Origin of the sequence: Photorhabdus noenieputensis, from assembly GCF_018448935.1 — a bacterium.
Taxonomy (GTDB): Bacteria; Pseudomonadota; Gammaproteobacteria; order Enterobacterales; family Enterobacteriaceae; genus Photorhabdus; species Photorhabdus noenieputensis.
Genome location: NZ_RCWC01000013.1, coordinates 32,366 through 57,197, shown reverse-complemented (window position 1 = coordinate 57,197; position 24,832 = coordinate 32,366). Strand labels below are relative to the sequence as shown.

Annotated in this window: 19 protein-coding genes and 1 pseudogene; 9 read left to right on the top strand and 11 right to left on the bottom strand. The window is 44.0% G+C overall.

All coding sequences use genetic code 11. The features are described 5' to 3' along the window. Positions 1-69 precede the first annotated feature (69 nt). Together EAE91_RS11080 and EAE91_RS11070 are read right to left on the bottom strand one after the other, a co-directional pair. Positions 70-6,686 (bottom strand): annotated as a pseudogene (locus EAE91_RS11080) (Tc toxin subunit A-related protein). A gap of 608 nt (positions 6,687-7,294) precedes the next feature. Further along, the gene (locus EAE91_RS11070) at positions 7,295-8,182 is read right to left on the bottom strand and encodes a LysR family transcriptional regulator (RefSeq protein ID WP_214088547.1); all 888 of its coding nucleotides are present in this window, start codon (positions 8,180-8,182) and stop codon (positions 7,295-7,297) included. Positions 8,183-8,274: 92 nt separating this feature from the next. Here EAE91_RS11070 and EAE91_RS11065 point away from each other — a divergent pair, with 92 nt between their 5' ends. The 9 genes from EAE91_RS11065 (at position 8,275) to mtr (ending at position 17,145) form a co-directional block, all read left to right on the top strand. Continuing rightward, the gene (locus EAE91_RS11065; protein WP_214054374.1) at positions 8,275-9,642 is read left to right on the top strand and encodes an MFS transporter; all 1,368 of its coding nucleotides are present in this window, start codon (positions 8,275-8,277) and stop codon (positions 9,640-9,642) included. After that, on the top strand, positions 9,621-10,025 hold the full coding sequence (locus EAE91_RS11060; RefSeq protein WP_214054373.1) for a hypothetical protein: 405 nt from the start codon (positions 9,621-9,623) through the stop codon (positions 10,023-10,025). The genes EAE91_RS11065 and EAE91_RS11060 overlap by 22 nt, the downstream gene beginning before the upstream one ends. Positions 10,026-10,039: 14 nt before the next feature. Continuing rightward, positions 10,040-10,981 (top strand): flavin reductase family protein, encoded by a 942-nt coding sequence (locus tag EAE91_RS11055; protein ID WP_214088546.1) that lies wholly within the window; start codon positions 10,040-10,042, stop codon positions 10,979-10,981. A gap of 13 nt (positions 10,982-10,994) precedes the next feature. Further along, positions 10,995-11,750, top strand: a complete 756-nt coding sequence (locus EAE91_RS11050; protein WP_214088545.1) for a Rieske 2Fe-2S domain-containing protein — start codon at positions 10,995-10,997, stop codon at positions 11,748-11,750. Then, entirely contained in the window at positions 11,647-12,288 is a 642-nt protein-coding gene (locus tag EAE91_RS11045; RefSeq protein WP_214088544.1) for an SRPBCC family protein, read from the top strand. The genes EAE91_RS11050 and EAE91_RS11045 overlap by 104 nt, the downstream gene beginning before the upstream one ends. Further along, on the top strand, positions 12,281-12,763 hold the full coding sequence (locus EAE91_RS11040; protein ID WP_214054370.1) for an aromatic-ring-hydroxylating dioxygenase subunit beta: 483 nt from the start codon (positions 12,281-12,283) through the stop codon (positions 12,761-12,763). The genes EAE91_RS11045 and EAE91_RS11040 overlap by 8 nt, the downstream gene beginning before the upstream one ends. Before the next feature lie 8 nt (positions 12,764-12,771). After that, on the top strand, positions 12,772-14,472 hold the full coding sequence (locus EAE91_RS11035) for an NAD(P)/FAD-dependent oxidoreductase (protein WP_214054369.1): 1,701 nt from the start codon (positions 12,772-12,774) through the stop codon (positions 14,470-14,472). A gap of 18 nt (positions 14,473-14,490) precedes the next feature. After that, on the top strand, positions 14,491-15,831 hold the full coding sequence (locus EAE91_RS11030; protein WP_214088543.1) for an amidase family protein: 1,341 nt from the start codon (positions 14,491-14,493) through the stop codon (positions 15,829-15,831). A 69-nt stretch (positions 15,832-15,900) separates the two neighbouring features. Continuing rightward, complete coding sequence (mtr, locus tag EAE91_RS11025; RefSeq protein ID WP_214054367.1) at positions 15,901-17,145, top strand: tryptophan permease; 1,245 nt, start codon at positions 15,901-15,903, stop codon at positions 17,143-17,145. Positions 17,146-17,365: 220 nt separating this feature from the next. Here mtr and dtpB read toward each other — a convergent pair whose 3' ends face one another. The 9 genes from dtpB to EAE91_RS10980 all read right to left on the bottom strand — a co-directional run. Beyond that, entirely contained in the window at positions 17,366-18,835 is a 1,470-nt protein-coding gene (gene dtpB, locus EAE91_RS11020) for a dipeptide/tripeptide permease DtpB (RefSeq protein ID WP_214088542.1), read from the bottom strand. Between the two features lie 332 nt (positions 18,836-19,167). After that, positions 19,168-19,686 carry a 4-hydroxyphenylacetate 3-monooxygenase, reductase component gene (gene hpaC / locus EAE91_RS11015; RefSeq protein ID WP_214088541.1) on the bottom strand — a complete coding sequence of 173 codons (519 nt, stop codon included), beginning with the start codon at positions 19,684-19,686 and terminating at the stop codon, positions 19,168-19,170. Between the two features lie 19 nt (positions 19,687-19,705). Then, complete coding sequence (gene hpaB / locus EAE91_RS11010) at positions 19,706-21,268, bottom strand: 4-hydroxyphenylacetate 3-monooxygenase, oxygenase component (RefSeq protein WP_214088540.1); 1,563 nt, start codon at positions 21,266-21,268, stop codon at positions 19,706-19,708. Between the two features lie 584 nt (positions 21,269-21,852). Continuing rightward, positions 21,853-22,599 carry an SDR family oxidoreductase gene (locus EAE91_RS11005; protein WP_214088539.1) on the bottom strand — a complete coding sequence of 249 codons (747 nt, stop codon included), beginning with the start codon at positions 22,597-22,599 and terminating at the stop codon, positions 21,853-21,855. Positions 22,600-22,961: 362 nt separating this feature from the next. Further along, positions 22,962-23,276 (bottom strand): hypothetical protein, encoded by a 315-nt coding sequence (locus EAE91_RS11000; protein ID WP_214088538.1) that lies wholly within the window; start codon positions 23,274-23,276, stop codon positions 22,962-22,964. A gap of 45 nt (positions 23,277-23,321) precedes the next feature. After that, positions 23,322-23,630, bottom strand: coding sequence for a contact-dependent growth inhibition system immunity protein (locus tag EAE91_RS10995; RefSeq protein ID WP_214088537.1), 309 nt, complete (start codon positions 23,628-23,630; stop codon positions 23,322-23,324). A gap of 45 nt (positions 23,631-23,675) precedes the next feature. Next, entirely contained in the window at positions 23,676-23,996 is a 321-nt protein-coding gene (locus tag EAE91_RS10990; RefSeq protein WP_214088536.1) for a contact-dependent growth inhibition system immunity protein, read from the bottom strand. Between the two features lie 126 nt (positions 23,997-24,122). After that, positions 24,123-24,416: a contact-dependent growth inhibition system immunity protein gene (locus EAE91_RS10985; RefSeq protein ID WP_214054355.1), complete on the bottom strand. Its 294-nt coding sequence runs from the start codon at positions 24,414-24,416 to the stop codon at positions 24,123-24,125. 83 nt (positions 24,417-24,499) lie between these two features. Then, positions 24,500-24,832: contact-dependent growth inhibition system immunity protein (locus tag EAE91_RS10980; RefSeq protein ID WP_244868786.1), on the bottom strand; the 333-nt coding region annotated here is incomplete at its 5' end.

Here is a 24,832-nt window from a genome sequence, read left to right as displayed (position 1 = left end):
TATTTGAATGAGGTTTATCAGCGGTCTGAGGCCCCGTTTTGGGGCCTGTTTTCGTGTTATGTTGAGTAGTTATTCAAGAATCGTGTAACGAATATGCAGAATGATATCGTTTAATGTTTGCAACATAGCTTTCTGCTTGCTGGTGGCATTTGGGAAACTTAATGTTAGTGTACCTTTATCATCAACGGTAATCCCTTCAAACGGCAGGAATTTGCCATCGTTGAAATCAAGCTGGAATTGACCGCTATCATTCATTCCGTGAGAAATTGCCAGCGCTTTACAACCTTTGGCTAACCCGGTGGCATCTCCGCTATAAGACAAAATCGCTTGTACGTCCTGATAGGGTCCTAACAGTGCTGGCAGAGAAACACTAATCTGCTTGATACGACGAGTTTTACCAATAGATGCTGGGTAATCGCTGCGAATGTTCAGGTCAGATAATGAAATGGACGCTTGTAGTGAGGTTTTGGTATCGGTACCGGTGCCGAATGCCAGCTTATTACTACCGCTGCCGGCACTACCTGATCCTTTACCCGCCAATTCGGCGATTTTCTCCGCAAGATTGAATTTATCGCTGGATAATCCGGCATAGAATTCGGCCAGAGAAACGGTACGTTCCACTTCTAACGCGCGTTGATTCCGCTTCAGATGAGCATTTTCCATTTGTGCCAAGCTTAGCATCAAGGTTTCACCGGTGAGCAGGCCGGCATAGGTTCCTTGCCAGGCTCCGGGTTTAATGAAGCGCGCAGCGGTATCATTAGTTTCCCAACGATAAGCCAATTCAGCCATTAAACAACGGGCTACCGCCAAATCGTAGAATTGGAAGTAAATGGCGGCCAGCCGACCACGTAGCCAGTTATACAGTGCCTGATTGCTGAATTTACGTTGCAGGAAGGTCAGTTGCGCCTGAGTCTGTTCTTGCTGGGTTTTCAGGCTGGTTTTTTGCAATACGGCAGCTTCACGGCGCACTGTTAGCGATTTAAGCTGAGCATCGATTTGTTTTATCTCTGCTTCGGCATTATTACGCTGAATCTCCCATTACTGACGGCGACGGCGATAAGTTTCAGACTGACTAATTTTATCCGCTTCGGTGTTCATGACATTAGCGGAGAATTCCATGACATTACCTGTCGCTTCGGCAATCGTCCCCCAACGGCTGCCACCATCAGCGAAGCCGAAAATGTTGGGCGCCAGATCAAGCGCAGCGCCTGCCAGACGTGATGCTTGCAGGGCGGTGCTGAGGCCAGCAACGGAGGCATACAATGCCATAGCCCGGTTTTCACCCGCATTGATATTTTCGTCGTATAACTTTTTGTAGCTGTCAAAGCGTGATTGCGCCCCGGCTTTGGATTTTTCCAGTACGGTTTTTTCCGCATCCAGCTCTGCGATGGTTTTGTCCTGTATACTCAGATTAGTCAATATCAATTCTGCTGCTTGATTCTACAAGAGCGTGTTTAAAGCTTCCGCATCCTGACGTTCGATAATATTTTGTAACGTGGAGCCGAATTGAGTGAGCTGACTGACCATACCACGCGCGTTTTCCAGCATGTGTGGGAAACGCCACAGTGACATAAATGGCTGTGAGAGAGCTACTCCACCTTCGGAGCTAGCGACAGCGGCGCTAAGTAATGCTTTTGGATCTGCCGGTGTAGCGTAAATAGGCAGATGTAGCGGTTGGCCGTCAATAGAGAGGTTATGACGCAGGTTATACAGCCGTTGTTCCAGTTTTTGCCAGTAGTTTTGCATCACTTTATTGACCTGTGGCAAGAAATGATCTGTCGGGTTGCTGTGCCGACTAACATCACCTTGTCGCAGAGCAGCCATTGCTTGGGCGTGTTGCTCTTGTTTTTCCGTTCTGGCAGCGTCGCCTAAACTCGGCTTGCTCCACTCTGAACTGAACGATAGATGAGGTTTATCGCCTAACAGATGCAGTGCTTGCATATACCACATCTTGGCTTCATTGAGCGTGTCTCGTTCTAACTGACGATAGGCATAATCTCCACGGTCCAGCAACAGATCTAGGGTGCGCATAAAAGTAACGACTTTATAGTGCATGGGATCATATTGCGCTATAGCATCGGGATCGACGGAATTGAGTGGATCATCGTTCCAACTGGTATCTTCCAACAACGGGCGAACATTCCAGTGGTAATGCTGAATTTGACCATGTTTAATATAACCAGATGGGTTCCAGATATATTTCAGCCAGCGATTAGCTTCATCGAAGTTTTGCTCGTGTAGCAAACGTTGAGCAATCAGCATCGGGGCATAGTAGAACAGTTCCCAAAAATAGAGGCTGTTAGCACCGCTGAAATCCATTGGTTCTGTGTTTTGATCGATAAGAATAGAAACATCAAGAAAACCTTTATATTTATTGACGATGGCATCAGTATCATTTATCACTATTGACTTATTATCTGCGTCATTAACTAACACAATTTTCTTATTAATTTCATCAAAATGAAATAAAGCAGTTTCCCATTTTTGTTGTTCAAAATAGAATTTATTCTTATATTCTACTGCTATTTCGACACGCGATTGTGTATTAGACCAAGGGATAAAAAGAGTGATGCTAGTTTCAGTATCAGTTAATATTCCCTTGTAGTATAACTTCATCAATCCATTATCATTCCTTATGTGAATTTTAAACCAACGCTCATTGCCATGTACGTTTTGATCATATTTAGGAAGAGTGAGATAAGTAAAAAATCCTTTCCCTAACTGAGGTTCTGGCAATTTCTGTGTCTCTGTACTTAAGATAGTATCGATCCCGGCCGTGGCGCGATTAATTAATTTACGGGCAAACAGCGTATTGAGGCGAATACGATAACCTCCCAACTGCATATATTGTACCCCGCTTGTATCATGGTGAATAACCAAAATATTATCGTCATCAGTTGTCTCTGATGAAATGATCTCATGTCGATTGTTAACCCGTATGATGCGATTGCCCTCAATATTGGTATCAAACTGGTTACTAATATGAATTATATCATCGTCAGAATTGATATCTTCAAATAACATGTTTGAGGAGATACGTAGCCCTTGCATGAGTACTTCTGGTTTTTCTTCTATTTCTATTCTTGTTTTTTTTCTTTCTATTATTGAGGTTCCTTCTAAATCATATTTTTCTACTAATTTTACTGCTTTATCCGCTGTTGTTACTATATCTATGATCTCTCTTTCATATTCGTTTGTTTTATCCTGTTTACTATAAAATATGACCAGTAATTTATCTTCGTCTTGATAATTTGCACAATAGAGCCTTGTTGGTTGCGTCATTAGTTCCTCTATCTTCTGTTGCATCTGTATCTTCGATTTCTTCTGGCCTTCTATTATTTCCTTTAGTTCCGTTATTGCTGGTGCTAGTTTCTTCTGCTCTGGTCTCTTCTCCAGTTGTACCAGATTCTGCTCTGATTGTTTCAATATTTCCTTAAATCTTACCCATTGCTCCTTTAATGACTCAGGTATTAAAACATTAGATACTTTGTCACTGACATCAAAGGTTATTGGTGTATTCCAGGTGCCGTCATAACGGATATGTGCTAATTTTAGTTCATAATGATAATCTTCAACGGTTTGATTATTATCTGCCTGTTTAGCAATTTTCTTTTGCTCCAGCCAGATCAGATACAGGCGAGATTGGAAAATTACTGGGCGAATAGTGTTCTTATAAGGATTTATTGGGCAATCAATTTTGTGCCATTCACTCCAGGCGTTAGCAGGAAACTTACCGTCATTGAATTTATTGTGATCCACACTACGCCAATAATGTTGGTTCACTTCTGTTTTACTGTATCCGATAAAGTAGGTTAATCCCTGATTGTTATTGATGCTGTCATGATAGGCGCTAATGATTTCCAGATTAGCCACCTGTTCGAACGACGTCAGATAAGACATAAAGGCGTCTTCTACCGTGTCGGTATTTAATTGACTCTGGCTGATGGATTGCAGCAACGTATCCATCATTTTTGTTCGCCCAATTCGTATTGTCGGATCGATATAATTTTCAGGGTAGTAGACAAGCTTAGCAATGCCAGCCCAGGTGCTGTAGCGTTTGTTGTACTTATCCCAATTGGTAAAGAACGGATGGCAGATGACACTTGTGATTGTATCGCCTTCCATCTTTTTCAATGCCCGGTTGACATACAGTTGGATGCTGGCGATAGCTTCCGCAATCGGGGTGGTTTTGATGGCGGCGGAAACTTGGTTATCAATCAATAAATACTGGTACAGATCATCACGGTTTTTAATCGCTGGATTTTGACTAGCAACTTGACCGATATAGTATTTACTCAATGCGGCGCTACGAGACTCATCCAGAAAAATATGCAGGGCATCGGCCTTTTGGGTGTCCAGTCCTGCGGTTAATGTCGCAGCGACGTTTTCCCATTTGTCATAGGTCTGGGGGAGGGCTGTGGTTAATAATTTCACCAGATCTGAAACGCTTTGCGGAGAAACGTTCAATTGACGCGCGATATTAATCCATTGCAGGATGGCGTCGATAGATGTCCAGTTGGAGAAATTAACTTTGGCTTGAGTCTTGGCTTGCTCCAGTAGATTTTTATCAAGACTCATGGCATCAGCCAGCTGTTTGGCTTCTAATGTTCCTTTTTCAAATTCGGCCAATACAGAAGAGGCTTTTTCACCCAGAGAGTTAACCCAGTTAGTAAAACGGGTTAGCATGATCAGCGATAATGCATTGTGTGTTGACGTTGTTCCTGCGGTAAGGCCAAAGAGTTGCGGTTGTGTGACAAACAGACGTAAGGTGTTTTCACTAAGGCCGATGGAATGATAAATCAGCGCCAGTTGTGCCAGACACTGGCAATATTGGACTGTTTGTTCTTCTGTTACAGTGGGGGAGTGTTCTGAGTTGTGTTGAGATTGCAACCCTTCCCAGAATTTTGTTGCGGTCATTGCACCAGCGCCAGGTTTTAGTTGATCTGCCCAGGTGAGTACATAGTGAGCGGCATTTTCAGACGGCAATTGCAGAGCGGCGGCGATATAAGGAGACATTTTCAACAGAAGATTTGTCTCATTTTCGCTGTTAACGCCTTGCAAACCATTGTAAACAGCATCTAGCAGGTTCTGGATTTCTGGAGTCAGGTTTTTGTTATAGCTGGTGGTAGTCATCATAAACAACAGGTACGTATTCCATTTCTGTGTACGCAACCACTGGGTAACGCGATAAAGTTTGTCGATCAGAACAACCAGATTGTCATCATTAATCCCAGATAAATGAGTTGATCCTTCATCTATGGCAACCAACAGTAAATTCAGCTCATTAACAGTTAACTGATGGATATCCGCCAGAGATAAGAAATATTAGTTAAATTATTGATTATTTTTCCATTGTCATTATCACAATGAGTCATCTTTAGTAATTGGTAAAGTGAAATATCATCGACATTAAAAGCCCGTTTGAGCACTTCTTTTTGCCAGCTATCTGTATTGTTTGGGCTTAAATTAATCTCTTCATCCCAAACGTGAAAATCCTGACCATTCAATGGTGGGGTATTAAATAAACGACTAAATTGATCGGAACTACGGCTATAATAATTTTGTGAAATTGGTGCATTACACAGGATCAATGCAGTTTCAGCATCAATATTGTAGCGTTGCATATAGTATTTAACGCGAAAGATTTTCTTTAATATCTCTGGGTTGATGTCTGGTATATCGTTCAGATCATCGTATATAGTAGGGCTATATTCCAGAGCGATTTCTATCGGTTGGGATATTGCCTGATAAGTTCTACTAAAGGCAATGTTTTTAAGGGATTCTGGTGCCATTTCTGTGGCTCGTGACAGAAGAATAATTTTATTAAGCCTGAGTAGATAATATTGAGCCGGTTGTTGGCTGCCATATTCGGAATTCATTTCATCATGTATTAGCTTAATATTTCGTTGGTCAATAAACTGGTTAACTTCTTCATCAGTCAAATTATAATAGCTTTTTAGAGATTCTAGCGTTGCCATTAAAGAGGGCTGAATATCGTCAAAGTTTTTTTTATAGAGCGTTTTAATCTCTTCTTCGTCATCTGTAATCTGCTCTGTTAGGATACTAAATAGCTCTGGAGAGATGGAAATATTAATCTCTAATAGGGAAGCTTGATATTTCAACTTGGCGATATCTGTTTCTGGGGATGGGCTAAATTGGTCGAATATTGGATTTTGTAACTGAATAACTTTGAATATATTTTCATAAGCATCGTGATACGGCATCGAACCCGTAGGGCGAAAGGTTGATAGCGCTTTCATCACGCTAGTATGGCCTTCCAACCCGTTCAGCGTCTTAATCCCTTCCAGCAACACTTTATTAGATAGAGAAAGTGTAGAAACTTCATCATCCATATTTTGCTGGCTGAGTGTCAGTAATTTTAAATCAGGGCGGCGTTTATCCAAATGATAATTGGAATTATCTGCATGTAAACCGCGCGCCTGCCGATAAAGTTCAGTCAGATAAGCGGCGGGAGAGAACATAGAAGCAACTGAGCCGGGGGCGACATACTGGCTGGCGCGGCCACCGAATTTACTGTTATAACCTTGCTGATCAGCATGATGCTCTGTAATAGCAAGATGTATTGCATTTTGTAATTGGGGATTAGCACGTTTGATAATATTTGCTTCATGCAGTCGGTTAACTTTTTGTTCCTGTTGCGTCAGTTCGGGAGTGAGTGTGCTCATGATTATTCCTTCTAAATGTTAAGTAAATAAAACACTTATGCTGCCCTGAGTCCCATGAATACCGTAAAAAGATGCTTAATGTTCATTAAGAGAAGGCAGCAAATATGACGTTTGATAACAAAATGAAACAGGTTGAAAATGGCTGAAAAATAAAAAGGTATTATTCAACTGTTAACTATTTCATAAAGTTATTATCTATTGTTTCTCTCAATAGCTGTAGGAATGCAATAACAAAATTTATCATTATATGACAACTAATATAATTAATTTGTAATAACAATATGAAATAATTACTTTTGTTTCATATGATATATTATGAAAAATAAGATGATTAATATTTTGTGGTACTCATGAAAGGCTAATTGGAGGGCATTATGGTGGGGCACCATGAAAAATAATAAATTAACGTTTATTTATTACCCCTCATATGTCCAATTCAGTATTGCTGCTAACACAGTTCGCTTCCTTTGAGCTATGTTAGCGTATTTTTATCCGGTACAACTCAAAATCAACTAAGTTGATGAACAGATATTTTCGTGGGGTAACATGGATGTCATATTTAAAAATACCATATTAAAATCATCCAGTTTCTCCATACTTACTCATAGCTAAATTCGTAAATTTTCCAGTAGATAATCAATAAAAATGCGGCTTTTACGCTGCATTCGGGCATTATTCGGAAAAATAATGGTGACTGCTTGTTCCGGTAATTGATAATTCGGAAAAAGCTGTACCAGGTCACCGCGCATCAGATCGTCACGTACTATCCATTCAGGCAGCACCGCCACACCTAACTTTGAGAGTGCCATTGAGCGTATCGCTTCTGAGGAGTTAGAAGTATATCTGGCTTTGCCGCGAATGCTGATGGTAGGTAGGGTCGGATGACCCAGATCCCATTGGGTGGGAGCCTGTAAATTACTGTTGGCGATCCAGTCCACGTTGTTCAGCTCGCTTGGTTCCTTAAGCTGATGTTGTTCAAGCCAGCCGGGTGAGGCCACAAGCTGAATAGCATAGCTGGTAAGGCGTCGGCTTTTCAGGGTGGAATCTCGTAGTGTGCCAAGCCGAATAGCAAGATCAAGCCGTTCGGCAATGAGATCGTTCAGGGAAGAGCCTGCAAAATAACTGATCTCAAGCTGGGGATAAATTTTGCAGAATTCGCCAATTAAGGGTAAAAGAAACTTTTCACCAAATTCTGGAGTAGCAGTAATACGTAGTGCGCCAGCCAAAGAGTGGTGCCGTTCGGCTACATTATCAAAGGCGTTCTGAATATTATTAAATATTTCCTTGAAGTCGTTGTAAAAATTCTTTCCGGCTTCTGTCAATGCAATCCCTCGGGTATTGCGCAGTAATAAAGGAACATCTAATTCCTCTTCCAGCGATTTAACATGAATACTTGCCATTGCTTTACTGATGAAAAGACTTTCTGCTGCACGGGTAAAAGATCCGCAATCCACAACAGAAAGGAAGGTCTGGATTCGGTTTAAATGATTCTGCATTTTATTGTTAAATTAACTTAAAAGGAGTATTAAATTTATATTAATAGACGTAATGAATCAAGAAATTATATATTTACGCAGGAGGAAAAATAATGACTTATCGCTATCGTATTGCATTGATTTTTCTAGTTGGCTTTTTTATAGACTGTGTAAATATTTTCATGTCGGCAATTGCCTTACCGGATATTGCCGATGAAATGTCTGTTTCCGAATCCAGTGTCGCGTGGGTCGTAAACAGTTATATTTTGGGACTGACTCTGGTTATTCCCATCAGTAACTGGCTTGCTGGTCGTTTTGGCACACGCCAGATTATGACCGCTTCAATGTTGCTATTCTCTGTGGCTGCGTTGTTTTCTGGGTTGGCAAACCATTTTTACAGTTTGGTGCTATGGCGTTTCATTCAAGGGCTGGGTGGTGGTCTATTGATCCCTGTAGGTCAGGCGTTGGCTTTTGGCCTGTTTAAGCTACATGAACGTGCAAAAATTTCGACGCTGGTAATGGCTGTGGCGCTTATTGCTCCTGCCGTCTCCCCAGGCGTAGGGGGGATGATTGTTGATCAGTACAGTTGGCGTTGGGTTTTTCTTAGCAATATTCCTTTCAGTTTGTTGGCGGCGCTGTTGGCATGGATTTGGATTCACAGCGAAAAAAAACCTGTCCAGCGTCCTGATCTTAAGGGGTTACTGCTGGTCAGCTGCTCTCTGGCGTCGCTGTTGCTTGGTCTTTCCATGTATGCAGATGCTTCATCGAAGCTCCTGCCGGTAATAGCGTTAATTTGTGGTTGCTTGTTCGTTCTATTCTACCTGCGTCATTTCCGCCGCTCTGGAGAAGCGATCCTTGATTTGAATGTATTGAAAAATAGCCGTTTGCGTTTCTCTGTGTGGGTTTATTATGCAGTACCAGGGGTTTTCACCGGCGTCAATTTGCTGAACATCTTCTATTTACAACAGGAGTTGGGCTGGTCAGCGGAAAAAACCGGGTCTCTGATGATTCTATATGCCGTCGGGGCATTTTGCGCCATGCTGACTTGTGGTCGCCTATACAACCGTCTGGGGGCTGTACGTCTTTTCTTCTGCGGTCTGGTGCTCCATGCGCTTGGTATCGCTTTACTGGCCACTATCAATCATGGAAATGATCTACCAAGCCTCGTTGCTGCTTATTTGCTGATGGGTATCGGTGGTGGTATTGGCGCCAATACCGCGCAGACTACCGCATTGATGGATTTTGAAGATGAGGCGCTCTCTCGCGCCAGCGTGATCTGGAATCTTAATCGACAGATGTCATTCAGCACAGGCGCGGCCCTTTTTACCATGATTTTTAATCTGTTGCAGCGGGAGTATATTTCCGCCAGCGCTTATCACTTAACCTTTATTATTGCAGCATTATTCGGCTTGCTGCCGTTAATTAAGTTGCGTCAACTAAAAAAACATGCGGAGAAGATATGCGAGAAGAGCGAGAGTTAATTGCCCGTCAGAGCGTTATTGAACTTCATCAATGGATTGAAGACGTTTTTACCAATAATCAGCAAAAAGGTAATGCGTCTATGGAGAAATTGCTGGCGAGTTTCAGTCCTGATTTCTCCATGATTACCACTGGCTGTCAGAGTGTCACACTTAACCAGGTGGAAGCGTTGTTTCGTAATAATATCGGTAGTCGTCCGGGGTTAAAGATTGATATTGATGCTTGTGAAGTTATTATTTCGGCAGATGATCATGTTGCCCTGCGCTATCGTGAAACGCACACCAGAGATGGCGAAATTGAGCGTCGTTGGTCGCTGGTCATTATCACTTTCAGCGAAGGAAATGCTTGCTGGCATTATCTACATGAAACACCGGCTGTGGAATAAGGACGTACCATACCATGATGAAATATCTGGTCACTCATGCGTACAGTTTGTCGGACTCGGTACGGGAATTCACCCTGGCAATATCCGAAGGCTCTGCGCCGCAACTGACGCCAGGCTGTCATTTTCGTGTGTTTATTCCCACCATAAATGACTGGCGGCACTACTCCTGCGTGATGTTTTCATCTGAGACGCGGGAAATCACCTTTGCCATTCGCTTGAATGACTGCTCGTCAAGCAGTCGTTATTTGGCTTCGTTACAGGAAGGTGATGTGGTGACGCTGGAAGGTCCTTTTAATCATTTTCCTGTCCTCAATGCGGAAGGGAAAGGGAGAAACATTGTTATCGCCGGAGGAATTGGCATCACGCCGCTCACCGGCATCGTAGCACGACAATGCGAGGCTGGCCGTACACCTCAGTTCCACTATTACGCCGCCACGCGTGAGCAGGCCATTTACTCTGATGAAATTATCAAGCTGGTTGGTGAGCAATGTCATTTTCACTTTGCCGACGGTGAGAAAATCTCGATTCAGCAATTGTTGCAAGATCTTACTGCGGCAGATCGTATTCACGTATGTGGCCCAGCTCGCTTATTGAACGATGTCCTGCATTATTGCGACAGCCAGGGTTTTCCACGTTGTCAGATCGCTTTTGAACTGTTTGGTACGGTACCCGTCAGTATTGAGGGCAACGAGGGATATGAAGTAGAAGCCGTCGAATCAGGCATCACTGTTAAGGTGGCTCCCGGCCAGTCGCTATTGGATGCGCTGGAGGCAGTTGGCCTCGAGCTGTTGTCAGATTGCCGTCGGGGCGAATGCGGTCTCTGTGCTCTTGAAGTGCTGGAAGGCGAGGTTGAACATCACGATTTCATTATGAGTCCAGAAGAGGCCGCCGCCAGCGACATGATTTACCCTTGTGTTTCGCGTGCCAAAGGTACGCATCTGAAAATTGCTTTGTGAGTCATAATAACAAATGAACGAAAATCCCCGGTTTAAAGGCGGAGAGATTCATAAATCCGTCTATCTCGATCAAACAATCTTTGCTGCCGAACAAAAATATATTTTTGCTTCCTGTTGGAGCTATCTTGGCCATGACAGCCAACTCCCGGAAGTAGGAGATTATCTGACTACTACAATCGCGATGCAGCCGTTGGCTGCGATACGTCAGAAGAATGGCGAGATTGTTGTTCTTTATAACCGTTGCCCGCATAAAGGGGTTAAAGTGTTGGCAGAGCCAGCAGGGAATACCGGGCGTTTTCTACGTTGCCCCTATCATGCTTGGACGTTTCAGACTTCGGGCGAGCTGTTGAGCATTCCGGTGAAAAAAGAGTATTCCACCTGTACTTTCGCCGCCTGCGAGGCGAGTGCAGGGATGCAACGAGTACCGAACGTGGTTAATTACCGAGGCTTTATCTTTGTACGTCTAAGTGATGAAGGGCTTCCTTTTGAAACGTTCTTTGGCGACTCTTTGTCAACGTTGGATAACATGGTCGATCGTTCTCCAGAAGGATCTCTGCGCGTAGTTGGTTTACCTTTGCGTCACCGTCACCGCTGTAACTGGAAGATGGTCGTGGATAACCAAACCGACACTTGCCACCCTATGGTGGCCCATGAGTCATCGGCAGGTGAAGCGGTCAAGTTGTGGGAAAATGTTGATAAACAGGCCACACAGCCAATGGCAGTGGAATTATTTTCGCCATTCATGGCTTCACACGCTTTTTTTTGCTGATATGGGCATCCGTGTCTGGCCCAACGGTCATGGTCATACTGGCGTCAGCAACTCCATCCATAAAGATTATTCCGCCATTCCTGGTTATTGGGAGCGAATGGTTGCCAGCTACGGGGAGACAAAGGCAGCTCAGATTCTGGGCGACACCCGTCACAACACCGTCTATTTTCCAAACCTGATGGTAAAAGGGCCAATTCAAACGTTACGCATCATCCAGCCAATCGCTGTGGATGAAACAGTGGTGGAATCCTGGATTTTTGAGCTGGTTGGTGCTCCTCAGGCGATGCTGGAAAGGACTGTACAGTACAACAATCTAATCAACTCTCCTTGTTCCATGGTCGCACATGACGACGTAGAGATGTATGAACGCGCCACCGAAGGTCTGAAAAGCCAAGCCAGTGAGTGGGTTAATGTGGCACGTCTCTACGAACATGGTGAAAGCTGGTCACAAACGGCCATCACATCGGGCACCAGTGAAGTCGCAATGCGTAACTTTTACGCCATGTGGCAAAAAATGATGGAGATGGAATATGCATAATAACAATGTTGCTGAAATCCTCACGGATCTCATCTACAGAGAAGCTTGGCTGCTGGACGAACAAGATTACGACACATGGTTGAGCCTGCTTGCCGACGATTACATTTTCTGGATGCCGCTGAGTCGCAATCAGGATAGTCCCCTAACGGCATCATCGTTGTTGTATGAGGATCATTTCTTGACGCGGCTGCGTATTAACCGTCTCAATAACGCCCGGAATTTCTCGCAGCAACCACGTAGCCGCTCACACCATGTTATCCAGCGGCCGCAGATTTTCTGTGAAACCGGCGCCAGTGATGCACGGAGCGTCAGCCAGGTACTTTACACCGAAACCCGCAGCGACAATGAGAGGCATTATGCTGCACAAACCGAACATCATTTTCGTTTGCTAAATGGCGAATGGAAAATCACAGCCAGAAAAGTTGTATTAGTTAACCCTCAACGCCCTTTGGACAGTCTGCAACTAATTATCTAAATTCTATAATGAAAACATTAACTACCTCCGGGGATCGCCTGCGCGTTTTCCCCTATATTGACTTGCTTTACGATTATGGCTCCTTCCTCATTCGGGCGGAAAACTTTGGGTCTGCGGGCCAACTGTCACAGGAAGTAGCTGACAGTCGGATCGCAATCGTAGGAGCCGGTTTAAGCGGCCTTATTGCTGCTTATGAATTGCTACGCGCTGGGGCTAACCATGTAACGCTTTACGAGGCTGAGCCTGGTCGCCACGGCGGCCGTCTGTTCAGCCAAGTGTTCGATCCTGATATGCCGGAATATATCGCTGAAATGGGTGCAATGCGTTTTCCTCCTACTGAAGTCGGCCTTTTCCATTATCTGGAAAAGTTTGCTATCGACACTGCGGTCACCTTTCCTGATCCCGGTATTGTTGATACGGAAATTCATTATCAAGGTGAAGCGATGAGTTGGAGTGCCGGCTCCATGCCGCCTGATCTGTTTAGACGTGTCGATCGGGGCTGGAAAGCCTTTTTGACCGAAGGTGCGGAATTGGATGATGGAACTCGATTGACAGCGCCTCACGACATTACCCAGGCGTTGATTGAAGGTCGTCTTACAGATGCGCGTGAGGCTTGGCAGATCTATCTGGATAACTTTGGCGACAGTTGCTTCTATTCCGCACTGGTTCGGTTGTTTACCGGCCGTCGCCCACCCGGAGGAGAAGCTTGGCGGAAACCGCAGGATTTCCATTTGTTTGGTTCGCTGGGCATTGGTTCTGGTGGGTTTCAGCCGGTTTTTAGAGCAGCTTTTATTGAAATTTTACGTTTGGTGGTTAACGGTCTGGAAGATGACCAGCGTCTTGTACCGGCGGGGATTTCTACCTTAACCGACAGGCTGGCTGCCAGTAAATTTAACGGCCAGTCGCTGGCGCAACGAATTTGCTATCAGAAGGTCACGAAAATCCAGCGCCTTGATGAAGGCGGCTTCCTTGTCTACTGCGCTGACGGGAATGTCACCGTCAATGATCGCGTTATTGTCACGACTTCCACTCGTGCTATGCAGGTGAATTTGCAATTGATACACGATCGTGGGTTGTTGCCAGCCGGAGTGATACGTGCCGTCAATGAAACCCATCTGATCGGTTCTTCCAAGCTATTTGTGCTGACTCGCGACAAGTTCTGGCTAAAACAGGGGCTGCCACACACCATACTTTCTGATACTTTGGTTAAAGGGGTTTATTGCTTGGACTATCAGCCAGATAACCCGGATGGTCATGGCGTGGTGTTGATCAGCTACACTTGGGAGGATGATTCCCACAAGCTGGTAACCTTGCAGGACAAAGCAGCAAGGTTGAAGCGGTTGGTTTCCGAGCTGGCTCAGACTGCCCCTGATTTTGCCCGTTACTTGATGCCAATGAATGGTGATTCTCGTTATATTCTTGAATATGACTGGCTGACGGACCCTCAGGCGTTGGGTGCCTTTAAGCTCAATTATCCTGGCGATGAACGTTATTCGGAAGCGCTGTTTTATCAGTTTCAGAGCGCCAGAGATAAGGCAACCGACACAGGATTGTACCTGGCGGGTTGCAGTTGCTCCTTTACTGGCGGTTGGGCTGAAGGTGCGGTACAAACTGGCATTAATGCCGCTTGTGCAGTGATCCACAGTCTGGGGGGCAGGTTACTGGCTGACAATCCGCTAGAGAATATGTCCCGACATTATCATTATTAACCCCATGAAGAGACGATGATGATAAACCCTTCTTTGTTACTGGCCGCTGAGGCGGCCATGAATATGTCACCGCATGGTTTCAGGCAAAACCGTCAAAAACGATTGCGACAGTACCAGCGCAGTCGTCATCAGAAGGCGTTTATCGCGCTGGATGAAGCACGGCTTGGCGGCAGTATGAGCCAACAAGCAGATGGCCTCCTGCCGCTGTGCGGATTGCCTTTTTCCTGTAAGGACAATATTAATGCTGTCGGTTTCGCTACCACAGCGGGTACTCCTGGCCTTGCGGATTTCTTCCCCTCGAGTGACGCTGATATTGTCGCCCGGCTGAAAGTGCTAGGTGCGGAGCTCGTTGGTAAGAACAATATGCACGAGCTATCCTTCGGTGTCACTTCATGCAACGGCACCTGGGGCCATGTACTCAACCCGTGCAGTGAAGCGCATATTGCAGGCGGCAGTAGCGGCGGCAGTGCTGCCGCTGTCGCTGCTGGGGTGGTGGCCTTTTCAGTAGGCACGGATACCGGCGGCTCAGTGCGCATTCCTGCGGCGTTGTGCGGTGTGGCAGGCTTTCGTCCCTCCACGGGGCGTTACCCCACAGACGGCATTGTCCCAGTATCTCATACCAAAGATACCCCGGGGTTTATTGCCCCTCAGGTCGCTGATATTGCGTTTCTTGATGCGCAGTTGATGAGGGGGACCGTTCCTTTACCTGTCATGCCTCGTCGTCTTGGCGTGTCTGAAGCGTTTCTGTGGAGTGGGTTGGATGAAAGCGTGGAACAACCGTGCCGTGTGGCGTTGGCAAGGCTGGTTGAGGCCGGTGTTACGTTGGTGCCGGTGGATGACCGTCACTGGGGGGAGATGAATGCTGAAATTCAGTTCCCTGTACCCTTTTATGAATTTTTTATCGACTTCCCGCGTTTTCTACTGGCTCATGGCTTAGAAGAACGTTTCACTTCGATCTTGGGACAGCTTAAGGATGAGCATGTGCGCCGTATTTTGCTTAATCAGTTGGAGCAAGCTCCCCTCTCGTGGAGTGACTATCTGACAGGGTTGATGACCATTGGTAAGCTGCGTAATGCCTGGAGGGCTGCTTTTGAAAAACATCGACTGGATGCTATGGTCTTTCCAACGGTGACCTGTGCCACACCACGTCATGATCAAGCCAGTTGTGAAGGTATTTTTGAGCAGTTGGTGCGCAATACCGACTTAGCCAGTAATTTGGGGGTGCCCAGTATCACTCTGCCGGTGGTGCCTACTGGGCAACTGCCTGTCGGGTTATCATTGGAGGGTTTGCCGGGTGACGATGTGAAGTTGCTGGCATTGGCTCAAGCGGTCGCTTCCCTGCTGGGTAATCACTCGTAGTAATTGTGCGCATTTAATACTGCCGACGACGCAACCTGCTGCTGCCGTCGGCCTTTAAACGGAAAACATATGGCCGAGATATTTACATCACGCCGGGCGCCCTCTATGTTGTGGGGCACTATGATTATCAGCGGCACCATTGTCGGTGCCGGTATGTTCACCCTGCCAATTGTTATGGCTGGCGCATGGTATTTTTGGTCAGGCGTGCTGTTGCTGATCGCCTGGGGAAGTATGCTAATGTCCGGGCTACTATTTCTGGAAGCGAACCTCAACTACCCTCTTGGTTCGGGTTACGACACTTTAACCCGCGATTTGCTTGGCAGAAGATGGAGCATCATTAACGGGTTGAGCATTGCCTTTGTACTCGGTATTCTCGCCTATGCTTATATTTCGGCCAGTGGGCCGGTACTAAAGCATTCTCTGAACAGCTTTGGATTGAACGTCTCCGTAGGCAGCGCAAAGGTACTATTCACGCTTTGTGTTGCTGTGCTGGTTTGGTTTGGTACTGCAATGGTGGGAAGAATGATCCTGCTGTGCCTGGGAGCGAAACTTATCACTTTCTTTTCCCTTTTTGGCGGATTGCTGAAGCAGGTAGACACGGGGAAACTCTTCAATGCCGTAGATCACCATGCCAGTTACCTGCCTTACACACTGATGGTCCTGCCGTTTTGTCTGGCTTCCTTTGGCTTCCACGGCAACATTGCCGGGCTGGTGGCGTATTATCGCCAGGATGTGCGACGGGTGGTGGGGTCATTGTTGTTGGGCACATTGCTAGCTTTGGCAATCTATCTGATCTGGCTGACAGGCACTATGGGTAATATATCACGCCATGATTTCCCGGCGATTGCTGCACGCGGTGGTGATGTGGAAGCGCTGATTAGCACCTTGAGGCCGATGCTGCATATCCCTTACCTTAATGTGTTGCTGGAGGTTTTTTCCCATTTTGCTGTAGCCTGCTCGTTTCTGGGCGTCACACTCGGGTTGTTTGATTACCTTGCTGACCGTCTGGGCTGGGGCAATGCTCCTTTGCAACGGTTAAAAACTGTCATACTGACGTTTGGCCCGCCGCTGGCCTTTTCCTTGTTGTTTCCTGATGGTTTTCTCTACGCTATCGGTTTCGCCGGTTTGCTTGCTACCTTATGGGCGGTGTTTACCCCAGCACTGGTGGCGTTGCGCGCCCGACAGCGTTTCGTCACTATGTCATGGCGTCTGCGCGGCGGCGTACTACCGATTATTCTGGTCTTGTTGTTTGGTATTGCCAATGTTGTCGTCTGGATCATGACTCAGTTCGGCTGGCTTCCGGTATATAAATAAGTTAAACGTGCGATTTTTGCCAGAAAAATCGCACGCTTATAGCCTTTAGCCATCAGTTTCCAAATTGTGTACAAGTGTATTTCTCTTCATCGAATAACTGGTGGTAGCCATCTTCGCTGGTCTGTTGAAATATCATCCGCTATAGGCCGTTTCCGGCCTGTTCTTATATCCTATTGATAGTCACAGCGTAGACTGTAGGCATCTTTTTGCAGAGGTTAAATCATATTTTTTGTTTTTCACTCATCATACGATTCAGTACCGGCACGGTGACCGCCATAATGATAGCGACAATGAAGGTAGCAATCCCAATTTTGCCGAATACGCTGGTATAGAGTGGTAATGTTTGCAATGGGTCAGTAATACCTTTCGGTGCGGCGGTAAGGGCTGCGACATAGCCGCCGAGTAAAGAGGAAGTTGCTTGAGTTAAAAACCACATCCCCAGAATAAAACCCATTAGGTACTGAGGAACGAGAGCCGCAATCATTGCCAGGCCCAACGCACCGATCATCAATTCACCGACGCCTTGGAAGAGGTAAACCAGAACAATAAACCAAGCAGAAGTTAAACCTTGTTCATCAGCAAACCACAAACCGGCAGCGGCGGCGGTCAGGAAACCTAAAGAGCATAGGAACATACCCACCGCAAATTTAGCCGGCATTGTCAGGTCCTTACCTTTAGCGCCCCAGTGAGTGTATAGCGCGGCGAGTATTGGGCTGGCAACAACGATCCAGAATGGGTTAAGGGCCTGGAAGCTGACCGGATTGATATCAAAACCAAGCAACTGATGGTGAACGTTGTGGATGGCGAAGAAGTTGAGAGAAGTTGGCATCTGAGCATATAGGATGAAGAACACAATAGCTTGAAGCATCAAAATGAAAGCAACAAACATTTTGTTACGGCTAACTTTATCCTGTTTGAGTGCTTCCCGGAAGAAGATAAACACCACGATGACAGATAGGGTAATCAGCATAATATTGGCTATTTTTACGTTGTGCATTATCCATGCACAGACGTAAACCATCACAACACTTCCTGCCACGACCAGAAATAGGTTTTTGTAGTTGATTCGTTGATGGTCTGGTTCAGAACCAATATTACGCACGGTATTACGACAGAAAATATAGACCAACAACGCGATAATCAGACCAATACCACAGATATTGTAGGTAACGGCGTAACTAAATTTTTCCGCAATAACGGGAGCGAGAGCGAGTGAGAACAGCGAGCCGAGGTTGATTGACATGTAAAATAGCGTAAAAGCCCCATCCAGACGAGGATCTTTGGGGGGATAGCATTTAGACAGCAGGCTGGCTGGGTTGGCTTTGAACAGGCCGTTACCAACGGCGATCGTTCCCAATGCGTAGAAAATTAAATTAGGGTGTAGGATAGAAAGGCCCGTCATAAAGTAGCCAATTGCCAGCACAATGGCACCCAACACAATGGTTCGTTTAGTTCCCAGTAAGTGGTCACCTACATAGCCGCCAATAGAGATCAAACCAAAAACTAACGCGGCAAATGCCCCGAAGGTAATAAACGCTTGTTCCTGGGAAAATCCCAATTTTTGTACAAAATAGACAGTGAGAACGCCTTGTACGCCGTAGTAGCCGAATCGTTCCCAAAGCTCGACGAAGAAAATCATAAAGAACGGCTTGGGTTGTTGTAATAAACCGATGGATGCGGGTTTATTCATAGTTAATTGCCTCTGATTAGTTATTATTGGTTGAAATACACTCGGAAATGTACAGTGACGTTCAGTGACATGATTTGTCGCTAAAGTGATTTCCTTATGTACTTTATTTACGTGATCGGAGGGCAGTAGATTATTATATGGTTAAAATATGTTCCTGGTGGCTGATCACACTAACATAAAGATATTTATATTGAATTTAATAGTATATTCATCAAGTGAATGCTAAAAATGATCAGGCAAAGGGCTGGATGGAGGCATTGACAAAGGAGTGCTATTCAGGCCGTTTGAGGCCCGAATAGTGGAAGAACAATCACTGCCTGGTGGAGAGGCAGTTAAACTGCGGCAGCTTCAATCTCCAACATAACTGGACGGAAATTACGCTTGAAATAGATGAGGCCGTGGCCTTGTTCGCTTACCGTGATATGTTTAATCTGAACCAGATACACGTTATGCGTCCCCACTTCTTGAACCTGTTCAATTTCACCTTCAAGGCTCGCGAGGGTGCCGGTTAACACCGGTTGACCTAATGGCCCTGTCTGCCAGATATTCCAGCGAAAACGCTCTTCCATGCTGACTCCGGTCATACCGGCAAAGTGGCGTGCCATCAATTCTTGTTCATGGTTTAAAATGTTTACACACAGGCGGCCATTTTCCTGAAAAACGGTATTCATAGCACTGCTGCGGTTAAGGCATATCATCAGCGTGGGTGGCGTATCGGTGATTGAGCATACCGCTGTGGCAGTGATGCCACAGCATCCGGCATGGCCATCGGTGGTGACGATATTCACCGCTGCTGACAGACTCGCCATCGCATCCCTGAAACGCAGGCGATGTTCATTTTCTACAGACATATTGGCCTCCTGCTACCGATTATTTCAGCAGCTTATCTAACTGGTTAATATCGCTATTGTTGTATAAATGTGGTCTACGCCAGCCATGTTGATCATAATCGGCAAGGCAGCGATCAACCATATCCATCATTTTTTTCATATTGCCGGAGCCATGAGCATGGCGCAGACATTGCATCCGAATTTCATCCTGGCTACCGGCATAGTTGATTTCATACAACTCGTGACGGCCACCAAATTCACTGCCAATGGCGTCCCACATCAGTTTTAAAATCTTAATACGTTCAACGTGATCGATACCGTTGGAACCCCGAACATACCGGGCCAGATATTTATCAATTTCTGGGTTATGCATATCACGTACACTAGATGGTAGATAAATTAGGCCACTGGTGACGTTACTTTCAATAATATTCTTAATCTTAGTGTAGGCTGTTGGTGCCATAACGCGATAAGTTTGTATTGCCTGAGTATCCGGCATATAAGCGCCGCCTTTCCACGGTTTGGCTTCTGCCCACATCGCGTCACTCAGTGACCAAAACAGGTTACGCCATGCAACCACTTCACCCAAGTTAGCCTGAACACCTCGGAATTCGATTACGCCGGTACATTCCAGGCTCCTTTGTAGCAGGGCAGTAATAAAATCCAGTTTCACTGCCAGCCGTACACAAGCCTGTAATGGGAACAGATTGGCGAAACCCGCTTGAACTGCCCAGTTGCGTGCGCGGTCAAAATCACGGTAAATCAGGACATTTTCCCAAGGAATAAGTACCTTATCCATCACCAGAATCGCATCGTTTTCATCGAAACGGCTGGATAAGGGATAATCGAACGGGGAACCTGTCGCACCTGCTACCAATTCATAGGAGCCGCGGGAGATCAGTTTCACGCCTTCCGCATCCATTGGTGCGACAAACATCAGGGCGAAATCAGGGTTATCCCCCATGATTTGTGCGGAGCCAAAACCGATAAAGTTATAGTGAGTCAGAGCTGAATTAGTTGCTACCACTTTTGCGCCGCTGACGATGATACCGGCATCAGTTTCTTTTTCTAGTTTAATATAGACATCACGTGTCTGATCGGCGGGTTTATGGCGATCGATGGGTGGATTAACAATGGCATGGTTAAAGTAGACGCCTGCCTCTTGAATACGTTTGTACCAGATACGGGCGTTATCAGCGAATTGGCCATAATATTCAGGGAATGCGCCGAGTGCGTTACCGAAAGCCGCTTTATAGTCAGGTGAACGGCCCATCCAGCCATAGGTTTGACGTGACCATTCAGCGATAGCATCACGTTGTTGGCGCAGCTCATCCGCACTGGTGGCAAAGCGGAAGAATTTGTGAGTATACCCGTTGTTGCCGGTATCGGTATTCCAGCACAGGGTATCATGGGTTTCCGGGGCATGCAGGGCATCGTATAACTGACCGATTGAAGCAGCAGAATTGCGGAATGCGGGATGGGTAGTGACATCTTTTACGCGTTCGCCATAAATGTAAATTTCGCGGCCATCTTGAAGGCTTTTCAGGTACTCTTCACCGGTGAAAGGACGTTTTTTGTCGGCGCGAAAATCTTCTGGTTTCATGTCTACCTCACAGTCGTCATAAAAAGCGCCTGTCTTGATATAAGATAATCAATATTGGCACGGAAATGTTAATTTAATGTTTGTTTTGTGTTTCTTAATTGAAGCTTTATAACGGCGTTTCTTGAATAGATTTTCGGAAGGTTCGCTGGTACTTTTCGTTGGGAAGAATGGTTTGTTATTTAAAGTGTGATCCAGCCGATATTTTTGTGATTGTTATTTCGAGGTCTGTTTTTTGCAGGTTGGGTTAATCAAATTCGTAGTGATTTTATTATTGAGTTTGGTGACCGTTTATACAGTCACCTTTAGTGGGATAATAGTTATACCCGTTATCTTTCAAGTTGCCTCTTTGTTGGCTGCACTCGATCACCCCGGTCATATAGTTATCTATGCTCCCGGGGATTCGCTCCCTTGCCGTCGCGATGCATCTTGAAATTCATAGGGTATATACTGATTAATAGTACATCGTGAATATTGACTAGAGACAATTGAAAATATGGGCTATCTTTCATTCTTCTGGTTTCTTTTCCATGTGTCCATATATTGGTTATTGGTAAATTCAGCTCAATATTTACTTGTTTTAAATGTTATTTCCCTCCGGCCAGATCAATAAAATTTCCGGTTACATATGAAGCTTCATCCGACAGCAACCAGGCGATAGCCTGTGCAACTTCTTTCGGTTGTCCACCGCGTTTCATCGGGAGGGAGTTTTTCACCCGATCAACTCGATTTGGCTCGCCACCATCGGCGTGCATATTGGTATAAATGAATCCAGGACGAACGGCATTGACCCGAATTCCCTGATCTGCCACTTCCAGAGACAGACCAATAGTCAAAGTATCGATCGCTCCTTTTGATGCGGCATAATCTATATATTCGTGCGGTGCTCCCAGTCGGGATGCTGCGGATGAAACATTGACAATTGAGCCACCTTTTCCTCCATGTCGGAAAGACATTCTTTTAACCGCTTCCCGTGCACAGAGAAAACTGCCTATGGCATTGGTGGCAAAAATATCATGCAAGCGAAGAGCGGTTAATTGTTCAATCGATGCTTGTGGTTTAAGTATTCCGGCGTTATTTACCAAACCTGTTATGCATCCGAGTTCGGCATCAGTTCTTTGGAAGAGTTCTACAACTTGTTTTTCATCAGCGACATCGACCTGAATGGCGATGGCTTTACTGCCGATATTATGGATGATTTCTGTGACTTCCCGAGCTTGATCTTGATTAGTGTGGTAGCCAATGCAAATGTGATGCCCTTTCTCTGCCAGATAAAAAGCCGTTGCGTGACCAATGCCGCGTGATCCGCCCGTAATTAATGTAATTTTTTGCATAATATTCTCATTTAAAGTTTTATATTAAGAAATTAAATATAAAATGAACCAGTATTAGTAAAGAAAAACTGAATGAAAAGCAAATTTTTTTCATATTTTATGGGAATGTTTATAATGTTTTTGTTGTTATTTCTATAATTTCTTCTAGTTAAAGGTGAAATAATCTAAGTATTATGTTATGGATATTATATAAATATCTTTAATAACATGTATATCTTTGTTTTTATTGACGACAAAATGAATTTGTTTGTAATTAATGTTTTTAAGGTTTGGTTAATAAATAACGCTTTTAAAGTATAATATATAATTAATTACCTTCAAAAGCGTTTTTTATTTGAATATTCTATAGATTCAAGGTTGATTTATTTATCCTTTTCATGGTGTTTATCTATATAACTTTGCATTATTTTAGATGACTCATTCAGATGTTCTAATACGGCGGAAATAGTGTCCCATAACTGTGGATTAGCTGCGCCATAATAATGAGTTCTAAAACATCCTTTTATATTGCTAGCACCAAGGATAAGATTATTAATATTTTTTAATAACATTAGTGGTGCAATATTAAGATAATTTCCTTGCAGCTCATTGAATATTCTTTGAAATGATTCATAATCATTCTTCTCAACAGCATTTTTCATCTTATCTATGTACAGCCATTTTTCTCTCATGTCCATTATATTTAACCTCTTTATTTACTGTCACATTAAAAATTACTATGATTAGTCATCTTTATCCAAATATTCTTGTGCTAATTTGGATACATGATTTAGAAAATCTAACGCCGTGGTGTCCCATAATTCAGGAACAAATTCATCGTAATTCAAGCTCTGAAAGTCTTTTTCTACGTCATCAGAATTACGAATGAAATTATTAATCTCTCTTATTAAACTTATTATAGTTATTGGCTGTTGACAGTTTAGATAATCAGTTACTATTTCATCTATTGTTTCACCAAATAACAGATAATCTTGATAAAAATAAGTCAGTATTAAATCATCGATATATTTTCTTTCTATTTCTTTTTCCATTGAATTAAACCTCTTTGTTTATTTTTTTATTTAAGAATATTTTAACTATTCATCTTGTTCAGTATGTTCGTTTAAATAATCTTGTGACTTATTTGACACATGCTTTAAAAACTCAAGTGCTGTCATACCCCACCATTCTGGGAGAATGTCAGCATCATGGTAATGATAATCAAATGTACTCTCTACATCTTCGGAAATGTTAATAAGATCATCGATTTCTTCTATTAACCCTTTTATCATTCCCAGAGTTGCGACATGAAGAAAATCATTGATAACATCATCAAGCTCGGGACCTGATATTATATCGAAGTCCTGATTAAAATAAGCATGCATTAAAATATCTAGAAATGGATATTGTCCGGTCATTTTAATTTTGGCCTTTCATATTATTGCGATCTCCTAGTAATCGAAATCAATAGAATTGCTTGAAATATATAAACTATTCTTATTGATTAAACTTCCTTGTTTATTTTTGAATTAAAAATCCTGTAATTATTTATTTTTATCTAGATGATCTTGTGCTCTTTTGGATACATGATTTAGAAAATCTAATGCAGTAATTTCCCATAAATCAGGATCAAAATCAGAATCAGAATAGACAAGTTTAAACTCTTCTTCTACATTTTTTGAGTTATGGATAAAAGAATCAATTTCTTCTATTAGTTCTCTTTTCATCTTGTCATTTGCAGTGTCAAGATAATCATTTATGACATCATCAAGCTCAGGGCCAGATATTATATCAAAGTCTTGATTGAAGTAGGCGTACATTAAACGATTTAGTTCCATTTTCTTCTCCACAAATTTTAATCAAATTTTGGGAATGCTGTTAGTATATAGTATTGTTTACCGTTAAATTCAGAATGCCTTAATTACTCATCTTTTTCAGTATGCTCGTTTAAAAAATCCTGTGCTTTTTTTGATACATGCTCTAAAAATTCAAGTGCTGTCATATTCCATACTTCTGGGAGAACGTCAGCATCATGGTAATGATAATCAAATGTACTCTCTACATCTTCGGAAATGTCAATAAGATCATTGATTTCTTCTATTAACCCTTTTATCATTCCCAGAGTTGCGACATGAAGAAAATCATTGATAACATCATCAAGCTCGGGACCTGATATTATATCGAAGTCCTGATTAAAATAAGCATGCATTAAAATATCTAGAAATGGATATTGTCCGGTCATTTTAATTTTAGC

Coding starts and splice junctions, on each gene's coding strand:
- EAE91_RS11070 (WP_214088547.1), bottom strand. CDS start 8,182: ATGCAGAATCATTTAAACCGAATCCAGACCTTCCTTTCTGTTGTGGAT.
- EAE91_RS11065 (WP_214054374.1), top strand. CDS start 8,275: ATGACTTATCGCTATCGTATTGCATTGATTTTTCTAGTTGGCTTTTTT.
- EAE91_RS11060 (WP_214054373.1), top strand. CDS start 9,621: ATGCGAGAAGAGCGAGAGTTAATTGCCCGTCAGAGCGTTATTGAACTT.
- EAE91_RS11055 (WP_214088546.1), top strand. CDS start 10,040: ATGATGAAATATCTGGTCACTCATGCGTACAGTTTGTCGGACTCGGTA.
- EAE91_RS11050 (WP_214088545.1), top strand. CDS start 10,995: ATGAACGAAAATCCCCGGTTTAAAGGCGGAGAGATTCATAAATCCGTC.
- EAE91_RS11040 (WP_214054370.1), top strand. CDS start 12,281: ATGCATAATAACAATGTTGCTGAAATCCTCACGGATCTCATCTACAGA.
- EAE91_RS11035 (WP_214054369.1), top strand. CDS start 12,772: ATGAAAACATTAACTACCTCCGGGGATCGCCTGCGCGTTTTCCCCTAT.
- EAE91_RS11030 (WP_214088543.1), top strand. CDS start 14,491: ATGATAAACCCTTCTTTGTTACTGGCCGCTGAGGCGGCCATGAATATG.
- mtr (WP_214054367.1), top strand. CDS start 15,901: ATGGCCGAGATATTTACATCACGCCGGGCGCCCTCTATGTTGTGGGGC.
- dtpB (WP_214088542.1), bottom strand. CDS start 18,835: ATGAATAAACCCGCATCCATCGGTTTATTACAACAACCCAAGCCGTTC.
- hpaC (WP_214088541.1), bottom strand. CDS start 19,686: ATGTCTGTAGAAAATGAACATCGCCTGCGTTTCAGGGATGCGATGGCG.
- hpaB (WP_214088540.1), bottom strand. CDS start 21,268: ATGAAACCAGAAGATTTTCGCGCCGACAAAAAACGTCCTTTCACCGGT.
- EAE91_RS11005 (WP_214088539.1), bottom strand. CDS start 22,599: ATGCAAAAAATTACATTAATTACGGGCGGATCACGCGGCATTGGTCAC.
- EAE91_RS11000 (WP_214088538.1), bottom strand. CDS start 23,276: ATGGACATGAGAGAAAAATGGCTGTACATAGATAAGATGAAAAATGCT.
- EAE91_RS10995 (WP_214088537.1), bottom strand. CDS start 23,630: ATGGAAAAAGAAATAGAAAGAAAATATATCGATGATTTAATACTGACT.
- EAE91_RS10990 (WP_214088536.1), bottom strand. CDS start 23,996: ATGACCGGACAATATCCATTTCTAGATATTTTAATGCATGCTTATTTT.
- EAE91_RS10985 (WP_214054355.1), bottom strand. CDS start 24,416: ATGGAACTAAATCGTTTAATGTACGCCTACTTCAATCAAGACTTTGAT.